Genomic DNA, 18,156 nt, shown 5'->3' on the forward strand with positions numbered 1-18,156 from the left:
GTCGTACATCGCATCGGAAAGCGCGGACACCATGACCGACATCATCGCAGGGGTGGAAGTACCCGGGACCTCGCCCGTCGCGGAGGCCACGGAGTTTCTGCGGGAGAGGACCAACCCGCTGATCTTCCACCACTCGCGGCGGGTGTTTCTCTTCGCCTCCCTTCACGCGCGTGCCCGGGACCTGCGGCCCGACCCCGAGTTGCTCTACGTGTCGGCGATGTTCCACGACGTGGGCCTTCTGATCCCGTTCCGCGACGAGCAGCAGCGATTCGAGGTGGACGGCGCCGACCACGCGCGGACGTTCCTGCTGGACCGCGGGTTCTCGGCGGACGCCGCCGAGGTGGTCTGGCGGGCGATCGCCCTGCACACGACGCCCGGGATCCCGGGCCGGATGGAGCCCGAGGTCGCCGCCACGAACTACGGCGTCCTGACCGACGCGATCGGCTGGGGGCTGGAGGAGCTGGAACGGGACCGCACGGACGAGATCGTCGCGGCGCATCCGCGAGGCGATTTCAAGAAGGAGTTCCTGCAGGCCTTCGTCGACGGTCTCAAGGACCGCCCGGACACCACCTACGGAACCGTCAACGCGGACGTCCTGGAGCACTTCGTACCCGGTTATCGCCGTACGTCCATGGTGGAGCGCGTCCTCGAAGCTCCCTGGCCGCGCTGACCAGGAAAACACGGGAGCGGCCGCACACCGACGTCGGCCGACGTCCCGAATCTCACCCACCCTGCATCGAGAAAGGAACACCCGTGCGAGCCATAACCGTCCGGAACCGCGAGGCCGGAGTCACGGGGCTGACCCTCGAAGAGCTTCCCCCTCCCCACGCCTCCGAGAACGACGTCATCCTGCGCGTGCACGCCGCGGGCTTCACCCGGGGCGAGCTCGACTGGCCCGCGACCTGGACCGACCGGGCCGGCCGCGACCGCACCCCGAGCGTGCCCGGCCACGAGGTCTCGGGGGTGGTGACGGAACTCGGGTACGGAACGACCGGCCTCACCATCGGGCAGCGCGTCTTCGGGCTGGCCGACTGGACCCGCGACGGCTCGCTCGCCGAGTACGTCGCCGTGGAGGCCCGTAACCTCGCCCCGCTCCCCGCCGACATCGACCACACGGCGGCCGCCGCCCTGCCGATCTCCGGACTGACCGCCTGGCAGGGCCTGTTCGACCACGCCCGCCTCACCACCGGCCAGACCGTCCTGGTTCACGGTGCCGCCGGCGGCGTCGGCTCGATCGCCGTCCAGCTCGCGCACGAAGTGGGCGCGCGCGTGGTCGGCACGGGACGCGCCGCCGACCGGGACACGGTCCTCGAGCTGGGCGCGCACACGTTCCTGGACCTGGAAGCCGACAAGTGGGATGAGGCGGGCCGGGTCGACGTCGTGTTCGACGTCATCGGCGGCGACGTCCTCGACCGCTCGGCCGCCCTCGTACGACCCGGTGGCACCCTCGTCAGCATCGCTCACCAGCCCACCGTGCGCCCCGCCGACGGTCGAGCCGTGTTCTTCGTGGTCGAACCCGACCGCGTCCGCCTCGCCGACCTGGCCCGGCGCGTGCGGGACGGACGGCTGCGGGTACGCGTGGGCGCGGTACGACCGCTTACCGAGGCACCCGAGGCCTTCGCGTCACGCGAGCGTGTCCCCGGCCGCACGATCATTCGCGTGGCGGAGGACTGAGGGCGCCAGGGCGGGCACACCGAGCAGCCCCGACCGCTCGGTGTGCACGGGAAGGGGGGGCTGCGGCGTCCCAGGCACAGCTCTAGCCCTCCGCGACGATCCGGCGTGCCGCCTCCGTCTTCTGGCGGTGGGCGGTCAGGAGCTCCTGCAGGGTCTTGGAGTTCTTGTCGATTTCCGCCTTCTGCAGGGCTGATTCGGCTTTGAACCAGATGTCGAGCAGGTCGGTATTCCCCTTGCAGCGGACATCCGCCCGCGCGGTCTCTTTCTCCTTCGCGGAGATGTCCTTTCCCTGGAATTCCTTGTTGTTCGCCGGTTCGAGCGGGGTCGTGTATCGGAATCCTGAACTCCGCATACACGCCGACCAGTTCCGGAATGCATCCATCACCGAGGGATCGGTGAGCGAATCCTTGTAGCTCTGCGTGGAGATGACGCGGGCGACCTCTGCCGCTTCCGGGGCGTCGTACTTCTTCGCCAGTTGCGCCACCGAATGGCCGAAGCAGCCGTTGCTCGGTACTTCTCTGCCTTTGTAGACGACCTTTTCGGCAGTGCCGGGTTCCGCGCCGCGGTTTCCGTAGAACACCCGCAGGGCGTCCTCGGGAAGGTCGGGACCCGCCGGCAGGGGGCCGATGTCGGGGTGGTAGCCGAGGCGTGCCGCCTCGCTCGCGCTGGACAGTCCGTAGCGGCGATCGGCGGACGGGGAGGTGTCGTCCTCCGGCTTCACGGGCTTGTACGTGATGCCGAAGGTGCGCAGACAGCGCTTGGTCAGGACCTGCTGCGCGGACTCGATGACGGCGGCCTCGTCAGCGGTGTAGCTGTAGCGGGCGATGGGCAGCCGGTCGGCGAACGTGACCTGCGGTTTTGCCGCAGGGCCGTCGGATGTGACGGCAGTCTCGGAGGGCCCGGCCGGGGCGCCGCCCGTGCCCGGACCGCTCCCGGAGGAGCAGCCGAGCAGGGCGGCGGCCAGGGCCAGGCACATGGGTGCCAGGCGTCGCACGTGGATCAGAACTTGTAGCAGGTGTTGTCGGCGCGGCCGTACCCGAAGGAGGCGTTGTTGTTGTACGTGTTCTTCAGTTGGTACGCCGTCCCGAACTCCGGGAGGGAGTCGCAGGCGCCCTGGAGGTTGCTGTTGAAGTAGATCACCAGGTTGTACGGGGCCATGTTGACCGCGGAGGCCGCGTTGTTCTTGACGGGCTGGCCCTTTCCGGCGCCGTCACCGAGGAACGTGTAGCCGTTCAGGCTGTAGTGGTCGAAGCCGCGGAACACGGTACGGGAACCGGCATAACCGGTGTTGTAGTGGAATCGCATGCAGTAGGTCTGGGAATCGGGACAGGTGAGTCCCGCGTCGGCATTCGACTGCGGGGCCACTCCGAGTACCAGACCCGCGGTGGCGGTGGCGGTCACACCGAGCGAAGCGAACGTCCGGCTCAAACGCATGGCATATCTCCCGTGTTGGTCATACACGATTGGAGCGGCGGCGTAATTCCTCGCCGCGCGAGCCGGATGATCGTAACAACCCTTGATCCGTAGGGGTATTGGGAATTGCTGCTGTGGCACTTGCTGACCGATGGACATCGGGGGCTATGTCGGACGATGTCCCTCGCTGCCGAGCCCCTGCGGCGTCAGAGGGCGATCAGACCGGCCGCCGTCTCCCTGAAGCCGCAGGCGTCGAAGTAGAACGGACGCAGGTGCTCCTCGAAGTCGACGTGGAGCCACTGGCACTTCGCGGCACGAGCCTCACGGGCCGCGGTGGCGACCAGTGCGGAGCCGACACCCTTTCCCCGCAGGCGCTGGGCGACCACCGTGTCCAGGAGGAAGGCGTGAACTCCGCCGTCCCAGACGATGTTCACGAAGCCGATCAGCACGCCGGCTTCCCGGGCGCAGACCCAGCCGAGGCTGTGACCCTCGAGTCGGGCTCGCCAGTCGGTCTGCGCGATCGGGTGGCCGAAGCCGTCCGCGTGCAGTGCGTTGAGGTCCGCGTTGTCGAAGGCGCCCCGCCACTCGTACTCGATCGTCACCCCTCGATCGTAAGGTCCGTGCCACATCCGACGGCGGTTGCGGTAACTGGCCTGTGCACGGCTCGCGTTGGGCGTGTCGGCGGCGACGGCGGGCGCGAGTCCGTTGGAGCCTGGCAGCATGACCGACCCGACTCAGGACCCCCGCTTCCTCCAGGACCCCTATCCCGCCTTGGCGGCCCTGCGGGCCAGATGCCCCGTGCAGGCCCTGCCCACGGAGTCGGGCGGACGCCCCGGTTACCTGGTCACCGGCTACGCGGAAGCCAGGGCGGCCCTGGGCGACCCCCGGCTCTCCAAGGACACGGCCGCCTTCTTCGCGGGCAAGGAGTCCCGGCGTCGTCTGCACCCCGCGGTGGCGCACACCATGCTGGCCTGCGACCCACCCCGGCACACCCGGCTGCGCAAACTGGTGACGAAGGCGTTCACGGCCGGGGCGGTCCTGCGGCTGCGGCCGTTCATCGCGCAGGTCACCGGGGAACTGCTGGACCGGTGGCCGGCCGGTGAGCGGTTCGACTTCGTGTCCGCCCTGGCGGTGCCGCTGCCGGTCATCGTGATCTGCGAGCTGCTCGGGGTGCCGGGGAAGGACCGGCCCGACGTCCAGCGCTGGTCGGGAGAGCTGTTCGCGGCAGGCAGGCCCGACGTCATCGACGCGGCCTCGCACGACCTGGCCGACTACATGACGGGCCTCGTGGCCGCCAAGCGACGGGACCCCGGTGACAGTCTCCTCGACGGGCTCATCGCGGCTCGCGACGGAGGGGAGCGGCTGAGCGAGGAGGAACTGGTCTCCCTGGCGGTGCTGCTGCTCGTCGCCGGACACGAGACCACCACCCACTTCCTGGGCAACGCCACCCTGGCCCTGCTCCAGCGACCTGGCCAACTGGAGCGTCTGCGCGGGAACCCGGACGACATCCCGGCCGTGCTGGACGAGCTGCTCCGGTTCGATTCCCCCGTCAGTACCGCCACCTTCCGCTTCACCACGGAGGCGATCACCCTCGGCGGTGTCGGCATTCCGCCCGGCATCCCGGTGCTGGTCGCTCTCGGCGCGGCCAACCGCGACCCCGGGCGCTTCCCGTCGCCGGACCTGCTCGACCTGGACCGGGACGCCGCCGGCCATCTCGCCTTCGGCCACGGTATCCACCGCTGTGTCGGCGCACCCCTGGCGAAGGCCGAGGCGGAGATCGCCCTGCGCGCGGTGCTGACCCGGTTCCCCGGCATCCGGCTCGCCGAGCCGGCCGAACGGCTGCAATGGCGGCGCACCCGTCTCGTTCGCGGGCTCTCCGCGCTTCCCGTCACGGTCTAGCCGACTGCGGCCGGCACGGTATTTGCCGGTCCGGCAACTTTCCGTGCAGATCGGCGCAGGTCGGAGCACCATCGACAACGTGCCCAGAGGGACGGCGCGACACAGTATCAGCAGAAACGGGAGGCATCCGGTGTCAGGACACCACCAGCACGGAGAGCAGGCGGCAGCCGAGATGTTCGAGCCTGCGGCCTGGGACGAGCGGTACGCGGGGCAGGAGCGGTTCTGGAGCGGCGAGCCCAATCCGCAGCTCGTGACCACCGCCGGTGAGCTCACCCCCGGCACGGCGCTCGACGTGGGGTGCGGGGAGGGCGGCGACGTGGTCTGGCTGGCCGGGCAGGGCTGGCGGGTGACCGGGGCCGACTTCTCCGCCGAGGGCCTGGCCCGTGCCGCCCGCCACGCCGAGCAGGCCGGGGTGGCCGACCGTGTCGACTGGTGGCAGGTGGACGCCCGTGCTTTCGAGGCCGGGGACCGCTCCTACGACCTGGTCACCAGCCACTACCTCCACGCCCCGGACGGCGGCATGGTCGACGTGACCCGCCGCCTCGCAGCGGCCGTGGCTCCGGGCGGGCTGCTCCTGGTGGTCGGGCACGCTCCGTCCCATGAGTTCACGCACCTGTCGGAGAGCCACCGCAAGGCCATGTTCCTGGCCGAGGAACTTCTCCCCGGCCTGCCGGACGGTTTCGAGCCCGTCGTCGTGGAGCAGCGCACCCGGACGCTCAAGCGGGACACCGGACCTGTGGAGGCCGACGACTCGGTCCTGCTGGCCCGTCGGACGGAGGGCTGAACGCCCCTGCGCCCCTGCGGCACTGCGGCCCGGGCCCCGTCGGAGCCCGGGCTGCGGACTGTCGTACGGACGCTGTCGCCGGTGTCGGAGTCCCGGGAGCGTCGGTGCGTGCGGGCGCGTCTCCCAGGACCCCGGCGGTTCGGCGGTTCAGCGGACGCGGATGAAGACCACGTCGTAACTGCTGTTCGTGGCGCGGGACTTGACGTACACGCCGTCGCTGCCGCCGTTCGGGTTGCTGGTGTTGCCCTCGACAGTGGTGAAGGACGCCCCGGACACCGTCCGCACGATGCCTATGTGCTCGTTGCCGCCGGTGAAGTCGCTTCCGCCGTCCCAGTCGAAGGCCACGATGTCGCCCGGCTGCGGGCTGGTCGTCACGGACAGGTGGTAGTTGCCGGCGCGCGCCTGCTTGACCCAGCCGGAGACATAGGAGTTGCGGTAGGAGCTCGCTCCGGTCTGCTGGGCCACCCAGCTCACGAAGGCCGCGCACCAGGCGTAGTTGCTGGTGGACAGCGAAAGGCCCACGGAGGCGCCGTAGCTGTTCGCGCGGGCGCTGCCCTCGACCGTGCCGGCCTCGGCGGCCGCCACGTCGAGGATCTTGGCGTACCCGCCGCCGGGCGGGGGCGACGAGGGCGGGGTGACCGCGCCGTACAGGGCGGACTTGGTGTTCGGACCCACGTGGCCGTCGACCGAGAGGCCCTTCTCGGCCTGGAAGTCCCTGACGGCACTGTCGGTGAGCGGGCCGAAGTCGCCGTCGACGGCGAGATCGGCGCCATGGTGGTTGAGCAGGCTCTGCAACTCGGTGACACAGCCGCTGCGCTGCCCCTGCACGATCTCGTTCGGGCAGGAGGCGGAGTTCAGGTTGATCGGCGCGGGTGCGCCGTTGCCGCCGCCACCGCCGATGTTCGCGTACAGGGCGGCCTTGGTGTTCGGGCCGACCTGGCCGTCGGCGGTGAGGCCGCTCGCGGACTGGAACGCCTTCACGGCGGCCAGCGTCTGCGGGCCGAAGCTGCCGTCGACGGCGAGGCTCTGCCCCTTGCCGTTCAGCAGGGACTGCAGTGTGGCGACACAGCCGCCGCTCTGCCCCTCGACGATGTTCTCCGGGCACGACGCCGACCTCAGGTCCAGGCCCGTCGACGGAGACTCGTCGGTGTCGTACAGCGCCCGCTTGGTGTTCGTGCCGACCTGGCCGTCGACGGTGAGACCGCGCGCGGACTGGAAGCTGCGGACGGCGGCTGCGGTTCCGGCGCCGAAGTCGCCGTCCACGTCGACCGTGTACCCGTGGTGGATGAGCAGCCGCTGGAGCTCGGTGACGCAGCCGCCCTTCGCGCCCTGGACGAGGTTCGCGGGGCAGGAGGAGGAGTTCAGGTTGACGGGGGCGGGCGCCGAGCCGCCGGTCGCGTACAGCTTGCTCTTGGTCGCGGGGCCCACCCGCCCGTCCACCGCGATCGCGGTGGCGGCCTGGTACTCACGGACCGCGTAGAGGGTGGCCGGGCCGAACTGCCCGTCCACCGTCAGACCGGCGCCGTGCGCGTTGAGCAGACTCTGCAACTCGGTGACACAGCCGCTGCTCTGGCCCTGCACGATCTCGTTGGGGCAGGACGCGGACGTCAGCCGGATCGGGGCCGGTGCCGCCGACGCCGGGCCGGCGCCGAGGACGATGCCGGCCGAGACCATCGCCGCGGTGGCGGCGAACGTCCCGACGCGGATCCGCCATCCCGGTCCGGTGCGGGGCACGGCCGGAGGCGGTGGGTTGCTGTCTTCGGCGCGGGCGAGGAACGCGAGTCTTCCCATGGCGGCGAGGTTCTCCTTCTCGGGGCGAGCGGGGGTGATCCCGGCGGGGGGGCGAGGACACGAGCCGCGGCCCGTCCTTGCCGGGCAAGGACGGGCCGCGGTCGGTCGTACGACGACCGAACCGGTCACCGGTTCGTACCGGCTGGGTCTTACCGGTCGGGTCGTTCGGTCAGGCGGCGAAGCGCTTGAACGCCGCCCGGGTGCCCGGACCGGCGATGCCGTCGATCTCGCCCGTGTAGCCGTAGTCGTCCTTCAGCAGACGCTGCAGCGCCTTGATGGTGTTGGTGCCCGGGTCCCCGTCGATGGCGCCGGTGTAGCCCCAGTACGTGGCGAGGCAGCGCTGGAAGGCCTTCCAGCTGTTGGTGCCCAGCTGACCGTCGATGGCGCCCGTGTAGCCCCAGTAGTCGGCGAGGAAGTTCTGGACGTTCTTGGCCTCGGCCGAGGTCAGACCGAAGTTCTGCGTCGCGGCCACGGCAGCGGGCTGGGCGACCGCCGTCGTCCCGGTGGAGCCCGCGGTCGCCGCGAAGCTGGTACCCGCGGTCGCCACACTGCCGGCCGCGAGGCCGACAACGGCGATGACGCCGGCGATGGTCCTGCCCAGAGCGTTCGGTCGCATGCGTTCCTCTTTCATTCGTGGGGTCGTGCCCCTGTCCACGCCGAGCGGGCCAGGTGGCGAGACCAAGGTGCCGGGCCCCGCCCGCGACGGCCACGGCTGCGCCCCAAGTGACGGTCTTACGGGACGACCGCCCCGCTGACCTGCGGGAACAGTGTCCGCCGGGACGGTGATGCGGGACACCTGTGACAGATGTGGCGGGCTCATGCAGAATGCGCAGCAGCGGAGGGGACCGCTGCTCACGCACACGACCATGCTGACGACCGCTGTGGGGGAAACATTGCCGCGCTCCAAGCCGCTGCCCGCGGAACTCGACCCCAGCGCACGTGAGTTGGCGACCCGCTTACGCCGGTTGAAGGACCACAGCGAGCTGACGATGCGACAGCTCGCGGCCAAGACCGGCTACAGCGCCAAGTCGTGGGAGCGGTACCTGGGTGGCACGTCGCTGCCCTCGCGTGAGGCGGTGGAGGCGCTCGCCCGGATCACCGGCACCGACCCCGTCCCGCTGCTCGCCCTGCACGAGGTCGCCGCCGACTCCTGGGACGGGCGCCGGGCGGGAGCCTCCGCACAGAGCCGGGACGAGCAGGGCGAACGGACGCAGGAGCCTCCGACGCCCCCGGACGACGGGGCACTCGCCGCACCGGCCGCACGCACGCCACCCCGGACACCCGAACCCGAACCGGCTCCCGGCCGCTTCCCGCACCTCGCGTTGACAGCGGGCATCGCCGCCCTGGCCGTAGCCCTGTCGGCGGCCCTGCTGCTCATGCTGCGCCTCGACGACGACGTCAGCCAGGCGGCCGTCACCGCCTCTCCCCGCACCACCGCGGCCTCCCCGCCGCCCTCCTACACCTGCCGCATCGCACGGGTCGACGGCCGCTGGTCCGCCGGCATCAACAAGGGGCGCGACACCGAGATCGGCTACGGGGCCGGCGGCGCCGACGTCGCCGAGGCGCAGTGTCTGCTGCGCCGGGCCGGCATCTCACCCGGCGGGATCGACGGCATGTTCGGTCCGCTGACGCTGCGGGCGGTCAAGACGTTCCAGGAGCGCGCGGGCCTCACCGTCGACGGCATGCTGGGACCGCGTTCCTGGAAGGCCCTGCGCGGATGACTGCCGGCGCACCCTCACCGCCGGGCGCCCGACTGGCCGCCGTACTGCAGCAGTTGAGGCGGCGAACCGGACTGAGCCTCGCACAGCTCGCGAACGCGAGCACCTACAGCAAGTCGTCCTGGGAGCGGTACCTGAACGGCAAGAGCCTGCCACCGCGCAGCGCGGTCAAGGAGCTGTGCCGCCTCGCCGACGAACCCGCAGACCATGCGCTGGCACTCCTGGACATCGCCCGCACGGAGCGGACGGAGGACAGCGGGCCCGCACGGGGGACACCGGTCCGGCAGCGCAGGGCCCCCGACGCGGGCGTACGGGGCGCGGGCACGGTCACCGTCGCGACCGACAGTGCCGTCGGCGAGACGGCTGCGGCACACACCGTTCCGGCCGGCGCCCTCCCGACCGCTCCCGGCCCGAGCGGCACCGACGGCGTGGACACATCCGCCGGCCACCACCGGCACGTGAACGTCGCCGCCGCCCTCCTGTCGGCCTGCGCTGTCGTGCTCGGCGCGCTCGTCCTCACCCACCTTCCCCCGACGCACCGCGAGGAGGCGGCGCCGCCCGCGCCTTCCCCGGTCACCGGAGCCCTCTGCCGGCACACGGCCTGTCAGGACAAGGACCCGATTGCGATGCGGTGCGGTGCGGAGCCGTTGACCCTCGCCGAACACGAGACCGCTTCCGGCGCCTGGGTCCAGATCCGCTACAGCCAGGAGTGCGGGGCCAGTTGGGCCCGCATGTGGGGAACGGTCATCAGGGACCGGGTCGAGTTGCGCGTCGGAGGCCGACATGGCTCTCGCCACAGCGCCCGGGTCACCACCCGCCACGAGGCGGAGACCTACGTGCACACCCTCATGAGCGTGGTCGGCCCCGGGACGCCCGTGCGGGCCTGCTTCAGCCCCGCGGGCGGCGGCCACGAGGAATGCTTCGAGGCCCAGGTCACCGACGGGGCAGCCGTACATTGACGCACGAGATCGCCAGTGGATGCACAGGGGCTTGACATGACCGGCAGGGCCACCCGTTACCTCTATCTCGTCCGGCACGGCGAGGCATCACCGGACGAGAGCGGGCTGACGGAGGTCGGCCGGCGCCAGGCCGCACTGCTGGGCCAACGCCTCCGGGACGTCCCCTTCGCAGCTGTGCACCACGGTCCCCTGCCGCGGGCGGAGCAGACCGCACGCCTGATCGGCGACCAGCTGAAGGACGTCCCTGTGCACGCCTCGGAAGCCGCCGGTGACTACGTGCCCCACCTGCCGGGACGGGACGAACTCCCGGCCGAGTCAGCGGACTTCTACCTCCGCTTCCTCTCCGGTGCCACCGACGAGGAACGGAAGCACGGACCCGCGCTGGCCCGTCAGGCGCTGGATCTGTTCACCGGGGCGGTGGACGGTGAAGAGGACCGGCACGAACTTGTCGTCACCCACAACTTCCTGGTCGCCTGGGCCGTCCGGGACGCCATGCATGCGCCGAAGTGGCGTTGGCTCGGTCTCAACTTCTGCAACGCGGCACTCACGGTCATCCGCTACTCGCCCGGCCGCCCCGCCTCCGTCCTCGTCTCCAACGACATGCGGCATCTCCCGGCCGAGCTGCGCTGGACGGGCTTTCCCCCCGAACTGCGGATCTGAAGGCGCCCCCAACCGGACACGACGGCGACCCAGGGAGGGGGAACCCAGCCGTGTCTGTTCGCGGTGCGTGAGCCCTGTCTCATCTGGGCGGCACCCCTTGGCTATGCAACGAGTTGCATAGCAGGATCGCGGCATGGCGCTCGAGCACGCGATCCTCGTCTCCCTGCTGGAGAAACCGGGCTCCGGGTATGAGCTGGCCCGGCGGTTCGAACGGTCCATCGGATACTTCTGGACCGCCACCCACCAGCAGATCTACCGCGTCCTTCGGCGCATGGAGAACGACGGCCTGCTCGCGGTCCGTGAGCTGCCGCAGCAGGGCCGACCGGACAAGAAGGAGTACTCCGTCACGGGCCCGGGCCGTGCCGCCCTCTCACAGTGGCTGCACGAGTCGATCGAACCCGAGAGCCTGCGGCACGACCTCGCCGTGAAGATCCGGGGCGCGGCCTTCGACGACCCGTCCCAGCTCGTTCGCGAGGTCGAGCGGCACCGTCAGGTGCACAGCGACCGGCTCGCGCACTATCTGGCCGGGGAAAAGCGCGACTTCACCGGACCCGCGGCCCCCGCCCCGCTCGACGCCGGCCAAGAGCTGCAACACGTCGTGCTGCGCGGCGGCATCGCGTACGAGCGGATGACGATCGCCTGGCTCGACGACGTGCTCGCCACCCTCCGGCGGCTCGGTACGTCACAGCCGCACGCCTGAACCGCCGGTCCGACCACACCCGCGCTCAGCGACCTCCAGCACCGCCCCTTCACCCTCAACCCCCGGAAGGCGGACCTCCATGGCCGACTCCCTCCTGTTCAACCCGCGCACGTACGACCCCGCGCACTTCGACCCCGAGACGCGCAGGCTGCTGCGGGCCACCGTCGACTGGTTCGAGGAGCGCGGCAAGCGCCGGCTCATCGAGGACTACCGTTCCCGTGCCTGGCTGGCCGACTTCCTCGCGTTCGCGGCCAAGGAAAGGCTGTTCGCCACCTTCCTCACCCCGTCGTCCGCCGGGGAACTCGACGACCAGCGCTGGGACACGGCCCGGATCGCGGCCCTCAACGAGATCTTCGGGTTCTACGGTCTCGACTACTGGTACGCGTGGCAGGTGACCATCCTCGGTCTCGGGCCGGTGTGGCAGAGCGACAACGCCGCCGCCCGCGCCCGTGCGGCACAACTCCTGTCCCAGGGCGAGGTGTTCGCCTTCGGTCTCTCCGAGAAGACCCACGGCGCCGACATCTACTCCACCGACATGCTGCTCACCCCGGACGCCGAGGGCGGCTTCCGGGCGACGGGTTCCAAGTACTACATCGGCAACGGCAACGCGGCCGGACTCGTCTCGGTCTTCGGCCGGCGCACCGACATCGAGGGCCCGGACGGCTACGTCTTCTTCGCCGCCGACAGCCGCCACCCGGCGTACCGGCTCGTCAAGAACGTCGTCGACTCCTCCAAGTACGTCAGCGAGTTCCGCCTCGACGACTACCCCGTGGGCCCGGACGACGTCCTGCACACGGGCCGCGCTGCCTTCGACGCGGCCCTCAACACCGTCAACGTCGGCAAGTTCAACCTCTGCACCGCGTCGATCGGCATCTGCGAGCACGCGATGTACGAGGCGGTGAGCCACGCGCACCAGCGCATCCTGTACGGCCGCCCCGTGACCGCCTTCCCGCACGTGCGCCGGGAGCTTGCTGACGCCTACGTCCGGCTCGTCGGCATGAAGCTGTTCAGCGACCGGGCCGTCGACTACTTCCGCTCGGCCTCCCCGGAGGACCGCCGCTATCTGCTGTTCAATCCGATGACGAAGATGAAGGTGACCACGGAAGGCGAGAAGGTCATCGACCTCATGTGGGACGTGATCGCCGCCAAGGGCTTCGAGAAGGACACCTACTTCGCACAGGCCGCCGTCGAGATCCGGGGGCTGCCCAAGCTCGAGGGCACCGTGCACGTCAACCTCGCGCTGATCCTGAAGTTCATGCGCAACCACCTCCTGAACCCGGCCGAGTTCGCGGCCGTGCCCACCCGGCTCGACGCGGCCGACGACACCTTCCTCTTCGAGCAGGGACCGGCCCGCGGCCTCGGCTCCGTGCGCTTCCACGACTGGCGTCCCGCCTACGACGCGTACGCCGGGGTGCCGAACGTCGCCCGCTTCCGCGAACAGGCCGACGCCCTGTGCGAGTTCGTCGCCACCGCGGCCCCTGACGAGGAGCAGAGCCGCGACCTCGACCTGCTGCTCGCCGTCGGCCAGTTGTTCGCGCTGGTGGTGCACGGACAGTTGATCCTGGAACAGGCCCGTCTGACCGACCTCGACGAGGACGTGCTCGACGAGCTGTTCGCCGTCCTCGTCCGCGACTTCTCCGCCTTCGCCGTCGAACTGCACGGCAAGGACTCCGCCACCGCGGACCAGCAGCGCTGGGCACTCGGTGCCGTCCGGCGGCCCGTCGTCGACGAAGCGCGTTCGGGCCGTGTCTGGCAGCGTGTCGAGGCACTGTCCGGGGCGTACGAGATGGCGCCGTGACAGCCCGCTCCACGGGGCCGTCGAGCAGCGGCGGTCGGGGCACCCGGGAGCGGTGACGCCGGTGTGAGCCGTTCCCGGGCCCCGTGTCCTCGTGGGGCTTCCGACTCAGCCGAGCGGCTTCGTGGTGGCGCGCGGGGCGGCCAGAACCGGACCGTACATGCGGGCCTTGATGGCGCCGAGGGTGTCGCCGGCCTTGCTCACCGTCCCTCGTCGCTCCCGGCAGCAGGTGCCTCGCCGTACGGCGGCGCCGGCTCGTCCGCGGTCGTCACCTCGAAGGTGTTGAGGAAGTCGCAGATCAGTTGGTAGAAGCCGACGGTGATGACCAGATCGGCGAGCTGGTTCACCGTCAGGAACGCCAGTAGTTCCTTGCGTTCGGCCTCGTCGAGGGTGTGCCGGGCGAGCAGTCGGTCGGTCGCGGCGAGGACGGCGGCCTCGGCACCGGACAGGCCCTCGGGGGAACCGGTCGCGGCGGCGGCGATCGCCTCCTGGCCGAGTCCGACCAGACGGGCGAGGTTCTCGTGATGGTGAACCTCGTACGCGGCCTTGTAGACATGGCCGACCCGCACGATGGCCAGCTCACGCAGCGGGTCCGGCAACGAGTTCTGCCGCAGGACGGCGTCCCCCAGCGCCAGCACGCCGGGCGCCAGCGCGGGGGAGTGCATCAGCATCCGGAACACGTTGAGCGAACCGCGAGCGGTCACGTCCTCCTGCAGTTCGGCGGGCAGTGCGGAAAGGTCCGGGTACTCCATGTCGGCTCCGTTCGCTGGGCAATGGACTGCACAGGACGGGAATCCCCACGGGGCCCGGGTCGAACACCAGGTGAGGCAAAGCGATCGCCATGCGCCGGCAGCAGGCCGGTGTACTAGTAACTGTCGTATCCCGGCCTGCCGTTGGGCCGGTAGACGCCGACGACCGTGCCGTTCTTCGTCGTCGAGACGCTGACCGGCTCCAGGGCGGCGGGGATCGCTCCGTCGGCGAACAGCCGCTTGCCGGTGCCGATGATCACCGGATGGATGGTCAGCCGGTACTCGTCGACGAGGTCGTGCCGCATCAGGGTCTGCGCGAGGTCGCCGCTGCCCACGACGTTGATGTCGCCCCCGTCCGACGTCTTCAGCGCGCGTACGGCCTCGACGGTGTCGCCCTCCAGCAGTGTGGAGTTCTGCCACTCGACGGACGTCAGAGTCCGCGAGGCCACGTACTTGTGCATGCTGTTCATCCGGTCGGTGAACGGGTTGGCGGGATCCGCGGTCGGCCAGTACGACGCGAAGATGTCGTACGTCTTGCGGCCGAGCAGCATCGCGTCCGAAGGCTCGTACCACTCGGCGATGGCGGCGCCGACCTCCTCGTCGCTGACCGGCTTCTGCCAGCCGCCGTGCTCGAAACCGCTCTCGGGGTCCTCGTCCGGACCGCCCGGTGCCTGCATGACCCCGTCCAGGGTCAGAAACGTGCAAACGATGATCTTGCGCATGGTGCGCTCCCTTCGTCGAAGGGGTAGACGGGGCGATCACCGAAAACTCATCGCGGAAGACTCGGCGCGGAAAACTCGTCGCGGAACCCCATCGGCGACGGCGCAGCGGCGCGGAGCTGCTCCTGTCGCGTGGTCAGCCGGGCCACGTGCCGGTCAGCCGGCGGGTGGCGGTCGCGCCCCCGCGGTCCACGGCCGCTTTGACCCCGGCGAAGATCGCGCCCTGCAGAACGGCCGCGGTCAGGACCTCACGCCAGGCCCGCTTCTCGTCGGTGGCGTCGGGGGCGTCCTCCTCATGCCCGAGTTTCTTCCACACCTGCTTGAACACCGCGCCGGCCACCACGCCGCTGACGGCGCCCATGGCCATGCCGACCGGCTTGTAGGCGAGCTTGGACGCCTGCATCAATGCCTCCTGTAGCGGCGGATGAGCAGCACCGCGATGAGCGCGCCCGCCGTGACGAGCAGCGGGGTGCTGTTGGCCCGCGCCGCGTTCATGCCCTGGCCGGCCTTGTCGCGCACGGGCGCAGGAGCCTTCTCCCGGGCGAGCTGGGAGGCATGCGCTGCCCGTTCGCGCACCTGTCCGGTAGCGGCGGCGGCCTTGTCGCGCACCGGCTGGGGGGTCCTGTCGTGCACCACGTGGGCGGCGTGCGTCGCCTTGTCCCGCAGCTGCGTCCTGACCTGGGTCGTCTTCTGCGTGACCTGCTGCCTGACGGCGGTCGTCTTCTCCTGGGCCCGGGTCTTCACATCGGCCCTGGCCGCGAGTGCCTCGACGGTCTCGCCGAGTTCCTGGCGGGTCGCCTCCACCTGTTCGCTCAGTTCCTCCGGGGAGGGAGTTCCCTCGTCGCCGGTCTTCGGCTTGTCCTTGGTCATCGCTGTGCCTTCTCCTTGATCTCGGTCACATCGGCCCTGACGCTGTCCATCGTGCGTTCCGGCGTCGGAGGGGACGCCTTGCCGACCTGCTGCTTGCCCAGCGCCGCCATCACTGCGGTGACGACGGCCAGGACCCCGGTGACGATCAGGGCGGCCGCCCACACGTCCATGACGAGCGAGAGCGCCGCTATCGCGGTGGCCACCAGTGCCTGCAGGGTGAGGACACCCATCAGTCCGGCGCCGCCGAACAGGCCGCCGCCCTTGCCGAACCGCTTGCCCTTCTGGGTCATCTCAGCCTGCGCCAGCCGCATCTCGTCACGGACCAGCTGCGACAGCTGCTGGGAGGCGCGCTGCACCAGCTCGCCGACCGGTTCCTGCGCCGCGCCGCCGGTGCGGGGGGAGCCTTCTGCTGTCATGGGTGCTCACCTGTCCTTCGTCGGCGTCCGGTGGATTCGTCCTGCGATGTTCGGTGTCGGTTGGTGCGTCATGTGTCGAGGTCGAAGTGGCCCGGTGATGCGTTCGTCGTCGGCTCGACGAGCGCGATCCCTCTCGCGGTGGCTGCGCCGGCCCGGTCACACGCGGCCGGGCGGCGTCGGCGAGCAGGGGTACCGCTGTGCGGGCACTTCATGATTCAAGGCGGCTCATGATTCAAAGCGGCGACGGTCGTCCTCGTCCCACTTGCGGGTGTCGCGGGGCTCGACGTAGGGCTCCTGTCCGGCCGGGTGGCCGCCCGCGACGACTCGCTGTCGGTGCATCTCGGCGTCGAACTCCAGGCCGAGCAGGATCGCCAGGTTCGTGATCCACAGCCACACCAGGAAGATGATCACGCCGGCGAACGTGCCGTAGGTCTTGTTGTACGAGGCGAAGTTCGCCACGTACAGCGCGAAGGCGGCGGAGGCGATCATCCAGATGACCAGGGCCAGCAGACTGCCCGGTGTGATCCAGCGGAAGCCCCGGACCTTGGCGTTCGGCGTCGCCCAGTACAGGATCGCGATCATGATCGTCACCAGGAGCACGAGCACCGGCCACTTGGCGATCGACCACACGGTCAGGAACGTGTCCCCGAGGCCCAGCGCGGTGCCGACCTGCTGTGCCAGGCCGCCGGTGAAGACGACGATCAGGGCACTGATCACGGCCAGGACCATCAGCACCACCGTCACACCGAACCGGACCGGCAGCACCTTCCATGCCGGACGGCCCTCGGGGATGTCGTAGACCGCGTTCGCGCTGCGGATGAACGCGGCGACGTAGCCGGAGGCCGACCACACCGCGAGCACCAGGCCCACGATCGCCATGATCGATCCGATCCCTGCCTGGCCCTGCATCTGCTTGACGGCGTTGCTCAGGACGTCGCGCGCCGCGCCCGGAGCGAGTTTCTGGATGTTGTCGAGTACCTGCTGCGTGGCCGACCGGCCGGCGATCCCCAGCATCGAGATCAACGCCAGCAGGGCCGGGAACAGCGCCAGGATCCCGTAGTAGGTGAGCGCCGCGGCCCGGTCGGTCAGCTCGTCCCGCTTGAACTCTTTGAGGGTGCCTTTCAGCACCATCCCCCAGGAGCGTTTGGGCAGGTCAGTCGGGGTGTCCGGTGACTGCCGCTCCACCTCTTCGTCCGGTCCGACACTCCTCCCCCGCCCGGCCTCGACCTCCTGGTCCGCCGCGCTGTGCCCGCCGTGCCTTCCATGCCGTTTCAGTGTCCGTACCATGCCGTGCGGGTAGCCGGGGACGGTTTTCTTATACCTCGCTTAACGGACAAAATGCTTCTTTTTGAATGAGGGAGGGGCGGCCCGCGGGGGGCTCCCACTGACCCACCCGGCACCAGCAGACCGCCGGCTGCCGGTCCGGTGATCGAGCACCGTCAACTCCCTGCGCGCAACAGGAGATTGAGGGATTCTGGGTGACTGTGACCGACAAGTTGAGCGACACCGCGGTGGGCGATGAGGTCAGGGCGCTCCTTCGGGTCCTGGACGGGCAGCGGCGCCACGTTCTCGGCATCCTCGAGGGACTCGACGCCAACGATCTGCGACGGCCCGTGCTGCCTTCCGGCTGGCACTGCCTGGGACTGGTCCAGCACCTGGCGCTGGACGTGGAGCGGTTCTGGTTCCGTGCGGTCGTCGCGGGGGACGAGGAGGTCGTTCGCGGCCTGACCAGCGGTGACGAGGCGTGGAAGGTGGCCCCGGAGGTGCCGGCCGTCGAGGTGCTCGACCTGTACCGGAAGGAGACGGCACTCGCCGATGCCGTCATCACCGCCACCGCTGCCGAGGCCGCGCCGGCCTGGTGGCCCCACGACCTGTTCGGCGAGCCGCATCTGCACACCCTGCGCGACGTCCTGCTGCACGTCATCACCGAGACCGCGTGCCACGCCGGACACCTCGACGCGGCACGGGAGTTGATCGACGGCCGCCGCTGGATGGTCCTGACCTGAAAA

General features: G+C 70.2%; 21 protein-coding genes. 10 read left to right on the plus strand and 11 right to left on the minus strand.

Features of this window, described 5'->3' with window-relative positions; all coding sequences use genetic code 11:
* The first annotated feature begins 31 nt into the window (after positions 1 to 31).
* On the plus strand, positions 32 to 670 hold the full coding sequence (locus M2163_RS43595) for an HD domain-containing protein (protein WP_280897412.1): 639 nt from the start codon (positions 32 to 34) through the stop codon (positions 668 to 670).
* Between the two features lie 83 nt (positions 671 to 753).
* The gene (locus tag M2163_RS43600; RefSeq protein WP_280896834.1) at positions 754 to 1,674 is read left to right on the plus strand and encodes an NADP-dependent oxidoreductase; all 921 of its coding nucleotides are present in this window, start codon (positions 754 to 756) and stop codon (positions 1,672 to 1,674) included.
* An 82-nt stretch (positions 1,675 to 1,756) separates the two neighbouring features.
* Here M2163_RS43600 and M2163_RS43605 read toward each other — a convergent pair whose 3' ends face one another.
* The 3 genes from M2163_RS43605 to M2163_RS43615 all read right to left on the minus strand — a co-directional run bounded on the left by M2163_RS43605 (position 1,757) and on the right by M2163_RS43615 (position 3,689).
* Positions 1,757 to 2,668, minus strand: a complete 912-nt coding sequence (locus tag M2163_RS43605; protein ID WP_280896835.1) for a hypothetical protein — start codon at positions 2,666 to 2,668, stop codon at positions 1,757 to 1,759.
* 5 nt (positions 2,669 to 2,673) lie between these two features.
* Positions 2,674 to 3,108, minus strand: a complete 435-nt coding sequence (locus tag M2163_RS43610; protein ID WP_280847324.1) for a hypothetical protein — start codon at positions 3,106 to 3,108, stop codon at positions 2,674 to 2,676.
* Positions 3,109 to 3,293: 185 nt separating this feature from the next.
* On the minus strand, positions 3,294 to 3,689 hold the full coding sequence (locus M2163_RS43615) for a GNAT family N-acetyltransferase (RefSeq protein WP_280896836.1): 396 nt from the start codon (positions 3,687 to 3,689) through the stop codon (positions 3,294 to 3,296).
* A 118-nt stretch (positions 3,690 to 3,807) separates the two neighbouring features.
* Here M2163_RS43615 and M2163_RS43620 point away from each other — a divergent pair, with 118 nt between their 5' ends.
* Both M2163_RS43620 and M2163_RS43625 read left to right on the plus strand, forming a co-directional pair.
* On the plus strand, positions 3,808 to 4,986 hold the full coding sequence (locus M2163_RS43620) for a cytochrome P450 (protein WP_280896837.1): 1,179 nt from the start codon (positions 3,808 to 3,810) through the stop codon (positions 4,984 to 4,986).
* Positions 4,987 to 5,116: 130 nt separating this feature from the next.
* Positions 5,117 to 5,770, plus strand: a complete 654-nt coding sequence (locus tag M2163_RS43625; RefSeq protein ID WP_280847321.1) for a class I SAM-dependent methyltransferase — start codon at positions 5,117 to 5,119, stop codon at positions 5,768 to 5,770.
* A 147-nt stretch (positions 5,771 to 5,917) separates the two neighbouring features.
* On the opposite strand, the gene M2163_RS43630 is transcribed toward M2163_RS43625, so the two are convergent.
* Together M2163_RS43630 and M2163_RS43635 are read right to left on the minus strand one after the other, a co-directional pair.
* Positions 5,918 to 7,561 carry a peptidoglycan-binding protein gene (locus M2163_RS43630; protein ID WP_280896838.1) on the minus strand — a complete coding sequence of 548 codons (1,644 nt, stop codon included), beginning with the start codon at positions 7,559 to 7,561 and terminating at the stop codon, positions 5,918 to 5,920.
* A 169-nt stretch (positions 7,562 to 7,730) separates the two neighbouring features.
* Positions 7,731 to 8,177, minus strand: coding sequence for a peptidoglycan-binding domain-containing protein (locus M2163_RS43635; protein ID WP_280847319.1), 447 nt, complete (start codon positions 8,175 to 8,177; stop codon positions 7,731 to 7,733).
* Between the two features lie 277 nt (positions 8,178 to 8,454).
* Between M2163_RS43635 and M2163_RS43640 the strand changes: the two genes are divergently transcribed.
* From M2163_RS43640 to M2163_RS43660, 5 genes are all read left to right on the plus strand, one after another.
* Positions 8,455 to 9,282, plus strand: coding sequence for a peptidoglycan-binding protein (locus tag M2163_RS43640; protein WP_280897413.1), 828 nt, complete (start codon positions 8,455 to 8,457; stop codon positions 9,280 to 9,282).
* Positions 9,279 to 10,238 (plus strand): XRE family transcriptional regulator, encoded by a 960-nt coding sequence (locus M2163_RS43645; RefSeq protein ID WP_280896839.1) that lies wholly within the window; start codon positions 9,279 to 9,281, stop codon positions 10,236 to 10,238. Before M2163_RS43640 ends, M2163_RS43645 begins: the two co-directional genes overlap by 4 nt.
* A 36-nt stretch (positions 10,239 to 10,274) precedes the next feature.
* A complete protein-coding gene (locus tag M2163_RS43650; RefSeq protein WP_280847316.1) occupies positions 10,275 to 10,898 on the plus strand; it encodes a histidine phosphatase family protein in 624 nt (207 codons plus the stop codon).
* Positions 10,899 to 11,031: 133 nt separating this feature from the next.
* On the plus strand, positions 11,032 to 11,598 hold the full coding sequence (locus tag M2163_RS43655) for a PadR family transcriptional regulator (protein WP_280896840.1): 567 nt from the start codon (positions 11,032 to 11,034) through the stop codon (positions 11,596 to 11,598).
* A gap of 79 nt (positions 11,599 to 11,677) precedes the next feature.
* Positions 11,678 to 13,396, plus strand: a complete 1,719-nt coding sequence (locus M2163_RS43660; RefSeq protein WP_280896841.1) for an acyl-CoA dehydrogenase family protein — start codon at positions 11,678 to 11,680, stop codon at positions 13,394 to 13,396.
* A gap of 197 nt (positions 13,397 to 13,593) precedes the next feature.
* On the opposite strand, the gene M2163_RS43665 is transcribed toward M2163_RS43660, so the two are convergent.
* The 6 genes from M2163_RS43665 to M2163_RS43690 form a co-directional block, all read right to left on the minus strand.
* Positions 13,594 to 14,145 (minus strand): carboxymuconolactone decarboxylase family protein, encoded by a 552-nt coding sequence (locus tag M2163_RS43665; RefSeq protein WP_280896842.1) that lies wholly within the window; start codon positions 14,143 to 14,145, stop codon positions 13,594 to 13,596.
* 113 nt (positions 14,146 to 14,258) lie between these two features.
* Entirely contained in the window at positions 14,259 to 14,864 is a 606-nt protein-coding gene (locus tag M2163_RS43670; RefSeq protein WP_280896843.1) for a dihydrofolate reductase family protein, read from the minus strand.
* Between the two features lie 133 nt (positions 14,865 to 14,997).
* Positions 14,998 to 15,264, minus strand: a complete 267-nt coding sequence (locus tag M2163_RS43675) for a DUF4235 domain-containing protein (protein WP_280896844.1) — start codon at positions 15,262 to 15,264, stop codon at positions 14,998 to 15,000.
* Entirely contained in the window at positions 15,264 to 15,731 is a 468-nt protein-coding gene (locus tag M2163_RS43680; protein ID WP_280847310.1) for a DUF3618 domain-containing protein, read from the minus strand. Before M2163_RS43680 ends, M2163_RS43675 begins: the two co-directional genes overlap by 1 nt.
* Positions 15,728 to 16,147: a phage holin family protein gene (locus M2163_RS43685; RefSeq protein WP_280896845.1), complete on the minus strand. Its 420-nt coding sequence runs from the start codon at positions 16,145 to 16,147 to the stop codon at positions 15,728 to 15,730. The genes M2163_RS43680 and M2163_RS43685 overlap by 4 nt, the downstream gene beginning before the upstream one ends.
* Before the next feature lie 225 nt (positions 16,148 to 16,372).
* Positions 16,373 to 17,434 (minus strand): YihY/virulence factor BrkB family protein, encoded by a 1,062-nt coding sequence (locus M2163_RS43690; protein WP_280896846.1) that lies wholly within the window; start codon positions 17,432 to 17,434, stop codon positions 16,373 to 16,375.
* A 197-nt stretch (positions 17,435 to 17,631) separates the two neighbouring features.
* On the opposite strand from M2163_RS43690, the gene M2163_RS43695 reads away from it, so the two are divergent.
* Positions 17,632 to 18,153, plus strand: a complete 522-nt coding sequence (locus tag M2163_RS43695) for a DUF664 domain-containing protein (RefSeq protein ID WP_280897414.1) — start codon at positions 17,632 to 17,634, stop codon at positions 18,151 to 18,153.
* The last annotated feature ends 3 nt before the right edge of the window (positions 18,154 to 18,156 follow it).

Origin of the sequence: Streptomyces sp. SAI-135 (assembly GCF_029893805.1) — a bacterium.
Lineage (GTDB): Bacteria > Actinomycetota > Actinomycetes > Streptomycetales > Streptomycetaceae > Streptomyces.